Here is a 321-nt window from a genome sequence, read left to right on the forward strand (position 1 = left end):
TTTAGTTCCTTTGTCCAAGTCATAGCAACCTGTCCATGAATTAATCTTTCGTCAACTCTTAAACAAACAATCATTTTCTTTTCCTCTCTTTCTTATAGAAGAAAATCGTCATCGTTTTCTTCTGTGTTGTTTTTTTCAATTTCTACTAAGCATAACTGTTCTCTAGCTTCTTCAATCTTAGCCTTTAAGAACTCGTTAGTAAGTTTTTCTGGAGTCATAGTGACTTCAATAAGAACAGCTAAATTGAATCCTGATACCAAGAAAGTGTTTTCCCTTACACAATATGGAATCATCTTCTGATTTACACTTCCACCCTTAATA

General features: G+C 33.0%; 1 protein-coding gene and 1 pseudogene. Both read right to left on the bottom strand.

Translation table 11 applies throughout. From position 1 onward, the window contains the following. A partial coding sequence (locus QVO42_RS06215; protein ID WP_288163952.1) for a PTS sugar transporter subunit IIB occupies nucleotides 1-74 on the bottom strand: 74 nt, incomplete at its 3' end. Nucleotides 75-92: 18 nt separating this feature from the next. After that, nucleotides 93-321 (bottom strand): annotated as a pseudogene (locus QVO42_RS06220) (hypothetical protein); the annotation flags it as partial.

The organism is Catenibacterium sp. CAG:290 (assembly GCF_000437715.1).
Lineage (GTDB): Bacteria > Bacillota_I > Bacilli_A > Erysipelotrichales > Coprobacillaceae > Catenibacterium > Catenibacterium mitsuoka_A.